Raw genomic sequence first — 5,078 nt, forward strand, 5'->3', positions numbered from 1 at the left:
TCGCGTACTACGAACCCTGGGACGGACTCGGGTACGACACCTAGCGCGTCGTTGTCCCACGACTTCACTTACGCGGACACACGGACATGCCGCGATTCGTGCATCCACTGTCACAGATCACCTGGCGGACGTCGGCCAACGCACGCACATGCCGAAGAGCGGCTAACGCTCAGGTGCGTAGACGACCGGATCGTCGTCCATGCCTCGCCAGAAAATGTGCAGCCGGTCGCACGTAGGACACCGGAACGCGATCGTCATACCCATGTAGACATCCTCGGCCTGCACCAAGCCACTGAACGCATCAAAGTCTTGATCCGACATCAGCATCCACTGCATAGGGTTGGGGATCTCCCCGCTGGACCGAATCGTCGTGCCGCACGCGCAGAGCCATTTCGCCATGCCGAGCATCCTGACATGCCGCAGATAGTGAAGGCGTGGACCTGCTGGTACGACGACCGTCTCTCCCAGACCCTCCGCCCGTTCATTCGCGTGCCGGTGGTGGACCGCGGTCTTCGACGATGGCACACCCAGCGAAGAGCATGATGGCTGCATGCCCGATTTCATGTGGCTCCCGGCCAATCAAGCATCGACAGAGGACGTCGAGGCGGTCTTCGCCACGGGCGGAGCCCACAAGTGCCGTTGCCAAGCGCTGAAGGTGCCCGGCTGGATCTGGCGGGACACGACCCAGGAGCAGAGGAATGCCGCGCTGCTGGAGCAGACCGCCTGCGGTACCACCACCGGACCGACGTCGGGGCTGATCGGGTACGTCGACGGCGAGGCGGCCGGCTGGGTCGCGGTCGAGCCGCGGGAGAACTACCCGAGGCTGTGGAGCCGGAAGCAGGCGTGGATGCGGATGGACCCCGAGCTTGAGGGCGTCTGGTCAGTCACGTGCTTCGTCGTGCGCAAGGGCCGGCGTCAGTCGGGGCTGACCTACGAGCTCGCCGCCGCCGCCGTTGAGTACGGCGAGCAGGTCGGCGCCCGCGTCCTGGAGGGGTACCCGATCGAGCCGCCGCCGGGCAAGACCGTGATCTGGGACGAGGCGTCGGTCGGGCTGGTGCAGGTCTTCCTCGAGGCTGGTTACGAGGTGGTGGCTTCGCCCACCCTGCGGCGGCGTGTGGTGCGGCGACGACTGGGCAACCATTCATGACCGTCGCCAGACCGGCCCGACGAAGGGACCATGTCGCTCGGACGTGCCGCAGATGGCGTGCGCTGCGGCAACCGGATCTGCCGCGTTGAGGGCAGGCTACGCACGTATCGGTCATCCGCCGAAATGCGTGGACCTCAACCCCGGCTGGGGCACCATGGGCGCGTGCCTGATCGAGTCATGTTCGTCCAACTCAAGACCGGCCACGGAACCGACCAAGGGCCGGCCTGGATCAGCCGTGTGAGGTTCAACAGAACCTGGAAGACGGCCTACTGGCACGGCCGAACCCTGGCCCGCGGCAAGGGCATGTGGGACGCGAACTTCTACGACACAGACACGCACGAGGAGTTCTGGCTGTCCGGCCCTCATCGCGACCGTCGAGATACTCGTTGGAGCAACATCGAGCCGACGGTGGACGACGACGTCCTCGACGTCTACAACGCCTTCCTGGACGGCGCCCCCCTGCCCGGACGTGAGCGTGGCTGAACGCCCTGACATGCCTCTTTCCGCGCGCGGTCATGCCGATGACAGGGCGTCAGTGCGGACGCGGCGTACGACCTCTACACGGTCGCCGAGATGCGCTCCGCGACGGTGACCGGTAGCGGGTAGGGGCGTTCGTCGGGAAGCCGGTCGAGACCGTGGCGGCGACGTTCTAGCGTGTCGGTGATGTCCTCGATGCTGCGGACCCACTTGGTGGCGTAGCGCGTGACGGCCGACCCAGACAACCCGACCTGGAGCGACCGGTAGGGCAGGGGTTGGCCGCTCAATGTGCGCTCGGGATCCCACTGGACGCGCACCGGGCAGTCCGCGAGCGCACGCCGCCAGGTTTCCCGGTCCGGGTAGAGCGTGGGGTCGAAGTGGCTCAGGCACGACTCAGCCAACGCGTCCTCGAACCCGGTCCGGCTCATCCGAATTGCGAGCACGCGCTCCTGACCCGGTTTCGACGCCCAGCCACAGCGGTACATCATCCACAGGAACGACGGCTTGATCCACGTCATCCGGTTCATGCTGAACGGTGCGACGAACGTGCCAGCGGCGAGGGCGGCGTCGGCGATCTCCTGGCCGTATGCCTGGTAGACGATGATCGATTCGGCGTCGAATACCGCGCGCACCTGCCGGGCTGGCGGGGTCACTGGCGCATCCATCTCGCCAGGTCCTCCAAAGACGCCGCGGCAGGCGGCACTCGGGCGAAGAACGATCCGGACCGCCACTCTCGTGCGACGGTCTCCGGGTCGCGTATCCACTCGCCTTCGACCCAGTCGACCAGATCCATCAAGTCGTGGGACCGGGCGAACTCCGCCGTCACGGCGCCCCCCTGCGGGATCAGAAAGACCGAGTCGATGTAGCAGTGCGCATCGAAGTTGACGTTCTTCGCGCGCCAGACCAGTGCAGCGTCCTCGACGTGGCCAATCATGAACAGCAGCCAGCAACAGGCCAGCAGCACGTCGCCGCAGCCCGAGTCCGCATCACCGACCGCGGCGATCTCTTGGCGGGTCAGCTCACGGATCAGGGGCGCGTCCGCCGGAATGAAGCTCGACAGCAGCGCGGCGACCAAAGCCGCGCGGTCCACCTCGTCGGCGTTGCTCCGTCCGCCATGCCCGAAGGCCCGAGCTACGTCGGCGTCCGACATCACCCTCGCGTCCAGCAACAGCTCCAAGCCCGATGTCACGGTCTCAGCCTTTCAGGTGCCGGGCAACGTGGCCAAGCACATGCAATGAGTGCCAGCGGCACTGTAGCGACGCCTCTACGGAGCCACGCCGAACGCCTGCCAAACCACGCCGACGGTAGACGTACGGAACTGCCGCGAAGAGTGAAGCGCGCTCATACCGTTGAGCGGGCGAGTGCCCATGGCGTCCGAGCGGGCCAGATGTCGTATCCCATAGGCTGGCGCCGGTGTCCGCGATTGAGAGCACAGACGACGACTTTCGAGTCTGCACGATATCGCTTGATGAACTGGCGGGTCTTCAAACTAGCGCGGAGCAGAACGGCTTTTCGACCCGCTGGACATCCGTCCAGGCGCTGCGACATCAGGTTCTCGATGCGCCCATTCTGCTCATGACCTTTCTGCGCGAGGAGCGCTTCGAGGCGTTGCGCGCGTACCGGTGCCTCTTGCTGTTCGAAGCGATAGTCCCAAAGGCCGGGACGGCCTTGACCACTTTCGATATCGCCCCGGAGCGACTGGCAGAACTTCCCAGACTCGACCGCGACGCCGACGTGCGCGCCGCGTTGGCTCACCTTATTGGGACTGCATACCGGGCGCACGACGTCGTACCCAAGGGCTAGAGCCCGCCACCGGCGATGTGCGCGTTCGGAGTCGGCGCACCTGAGCGGAACCGTCCGGATCTGCCGCAGACAGTGCGCTCAACTGCCGATGTGAGGACGTCCCGCCGTCATGCGGTGATCGCTCGACCATGCCGATGGGTGCGCGACCCGCAGCCGACCGGATGGCTTCCAGCAGGACCGCGGAATGAGGTAGCCGGCCGACTCGGGTCTGAGATCATGCACTGGTGAGCATGACCACGACTGTCCGGGTTGGCGCACGAGGGTTTTGGGCTACTGCTGACGCCTTTGGCGCGTGGATGGGCTATCTCGTCGAAGAGATGGCCAACAATGCGTCGGCCGTGCTCGACCCCGCACTGCGCGCCCTAGCCGAGCAGTGGCGCGTCGCGGCTGTGGTTACCGACTTCGGTGCCGACGCGGGTGAGCTATCCGACGAGCAGCGGTCCGTCCTGCGCGCGATAGCAGTTACAGCCCGGGCCAGAGCCGAATCTTTCGGAGATCTGTCAACCGAACAGATGCAGCAGTGGATCATTCTCGATGGCGATCCCGTCGCCGGAGGCTGGGCCGCCAATGGGACCCTGGAGCTCGCCCGTCTCCTCGAGGTAGCCGATGGTTTTATCGCCTTGCTGGACAACCAGTTCCCGCCTGACCCCTCTGTCGGCGCGTGGCTCTTGGGCACGGGCGAGGGCTACCAGGTGGTCCGCTATCGACCCGAGGCGCTCGCCAAGCCGCGCTGGTCGCGAAACAACACATAACCCGGCGACGCACGGACATGCCGCTGTCCGCGCGGACATACCGATCAGCGCGCACCTGCTCAGGTTGTGACCTCGCCCTTGTGGACCTTAAGCGAGATGTTCCCGAGATCGAACGCCAGGTCTACTCCTACCTGCTCGCCGATCTCGTTGCGCAGAGATGTCCATGACTCCAGCCGGGAACCCCGGAAGCCCGCAAACGGTGGCTCGTCAGCGGCATCTCGCATCGTCCATCGCCCACCGTCGATGTCGTCCTGGAACGGTGCGAGCCAGGATTCGTCGCCCGCTCTGGTGCCGACAACATCGAACGTCCAGTCCGAGTTGCCGCTGAAGAACGCTCCTCGGCCACCGTCGAAGTGCATGTGTACGGGTCCGACTCGGATGTCGGCGGTGCCATCTGCCTTGCTCCACGCCAGACGCTCCACCGCTATCAGGCGCTTGCCGATCAGCTCGTCCACTCGGCAATCCTCGCTCAAGGACGGCTGAGTCGGTTGACGAATACACAACAGACGAACGCACTCCTCTGCCGCCGAGAGGGAAGCGCGGTCATGCCGATGTGAGGGCGTCACGACTTTGCTAGTCGCTCCAATGCACGGAGCAGACCAATGAGATGCGACAGTTCATGCCAGGCGGTCTCGGGCTCCACCTCGCCTGCCTCGCGAAGGTTTTCCAGATCGTCACTCAGTTGGCCCACCGTCAGCGACGCATGCTCCCGGGTCATGTCGAACGCTTCGTCCACGGGGAGATGCCAGTAGTGGTCGTCCGCCAGAGCCACGTCGGCACCCAGTCGCTTCTCCGCCGCGACCAAGGCTCGACTGAGTGCGGCGCGGAGATAGTGGCGTCCAGCAGAGTGGTGTACGGCGGGCCCGGTGACGGGCGTGGCGTAGGCGCATAGAGGCGGT

General features: G+C 65.5%; 9 protein-coding genes. 4 read left to right on the forward strand and 5 right to left on the reverse strand.

Annotation, left to right across the window (positions count from 1 at the left end; translation table 11 throughout):
- Positions 1-162 precede the first annotated feature (162 nt).
- The gene (locus ACFPJ1_RS36605; RefSeq protein WP_380110892.1) at positions 163-399 is read right to left on the reverse strand and encodes a hypothetical protein; all 237 of its coding nucleotides are present in this window, start codon (positions 397-399) and stop codon (positions 163-165) included.
- A gap of 151 nt (positions 400-550) precedes the next feature.
- Between ACFPJ1_RS36605 and ACFPJ1_RS36610 the strand changes: the two genes are divergently transcribed.
- The gene (locus ACFPJ1_RS36610; protein WP_380110893.1) at positions 551-1,147 is read left to right on the forward strand and encodes a hypothetical protein; all 597 of its coding nucleotides are present in this window, start codon (positions 551-553) and stop codon (positions 1,145-1,147) included.
- A 162-nt stretch (positions 1,148-1,309) separates the two neighbouring features.
- On the forward strand, positions 1,310-1,630 hold the full coding sequence (locus tag ACFPJ1_RS36615) for a hypothetical protein (protein WP_380110894.1): 321 nt from the start codon (positions 1,310-1,312) through the stop codon (positions 1,628-1,630).
- Positions 1,631-1,704: 74 nt separating this feature from the next.
- On the opposite strand, the gene ACFPJ1_RS36620 is transcribed toward ACFPJ1_RS36615, so the two are convergent.
- Together ACFPJ1_RS36620 and ACFPJ1_RS36625 are read right to left on the reverse strand one after the other, a co-directional pair.
- The gene (locus tag ACFPJ1_RS36620) at positions 1,705-2,289 is read right to left on the reverse strand and encodes a DUF4291 domain-containing protein (protein WP_380110895.1); all 585 of its coding nucleotides are present in this window, start codon (positions 2,287-2,289) and stop codon (positions 1,705-1,707) included.
- The gene (locus ACFPJ1_RS36625) at positions 2,274-2,813 is read right to left on the reverse strand and encodes a hypothetical protein (RefSeq protein ID WP_380110896.1); all 540 of its coding nucleotides are present in this window, start codon (positions 2,811-2,813) and stop codon (positions 2,274-2,276) included. Before ACFPJ1_RS36625 ends, ACFPJ1_RS36620 begins: the two co-directional genes overlap by 16 nt.
- A 224-nt stretch (positions 2,814-3,037) precedes the next feature.
- Here ACFPJ1_RS36625 and ACFPJ1_RS36630 point away from each other — a divergent pair, with 224 nt between their 5' ends.
- Both ACFPJ1_RS36630 and ACFPJ1_RS36635 read left to right on the forward strand, forming a co-directional pair.
- On the forward strand, positions 3,038-3,427 hold the full coding sequence (locus tag ACFPJ1_RS36630) for a hypothetical protein (RefSeq protein ID WP_380110897.1): 390 nt from the start codon (positions 3,038-3,040) through the stop codon (positions 3,425-3,427).
- A 230-nt stretch (positions 3,428-3,657) separates the two neighbouring features.
- Entirely contained in the window at positions 3,658-4,179 is a 522-nt protein-coding gene (locus tag ACFPJ1_RS36635) for a hypothetical protein (RefSeq protein ID WP_380110898.1), read from the forward strand.
- A 59-nt stretch (positions 4,180-4,238) separates the two neighbouring features.
- On the opposite strand, the gene ACFPJ1_RS36640 is transcribed toward ACFPJ1_RS36635, so the two are convergent.
- Together ACFPJ1_RS36640 and ACFPJ1_RS36645 are read right to left on the reverse strand one after the other, a co-directional pair.
- Positions 4,239-4,634 carry a hypothetical protein gene (locus tag ACFPJ1_RS36640; RefSeq protein ID WP_380110899.1) on the reverse strand — a complete coding sequence of 132 codons (396 nt, stop codon included), beginning with the start codon at positions 4,632-4,634 and terminating at the stop codon, positions 4,239-4,241.
- Between the two features lie 107 nt (positions 4,635-4,741).
- The coding region (locus ACFPJ1_RS36645; protein ID WP_380110900.1) for a hypothetical protein at positions 4,742-5,078 on the reverse strand (337 nt) is incomplete at its 5' end.

The organism is Kribbella qitaiheensis (assembly GCF_042657745.1).
Lineage (GTDB): Bacteria > Actinomycetota > Actinomycetes > Propionibacteriales > Kribbellaceae > Kribbella > Kribbella qitaiheensis.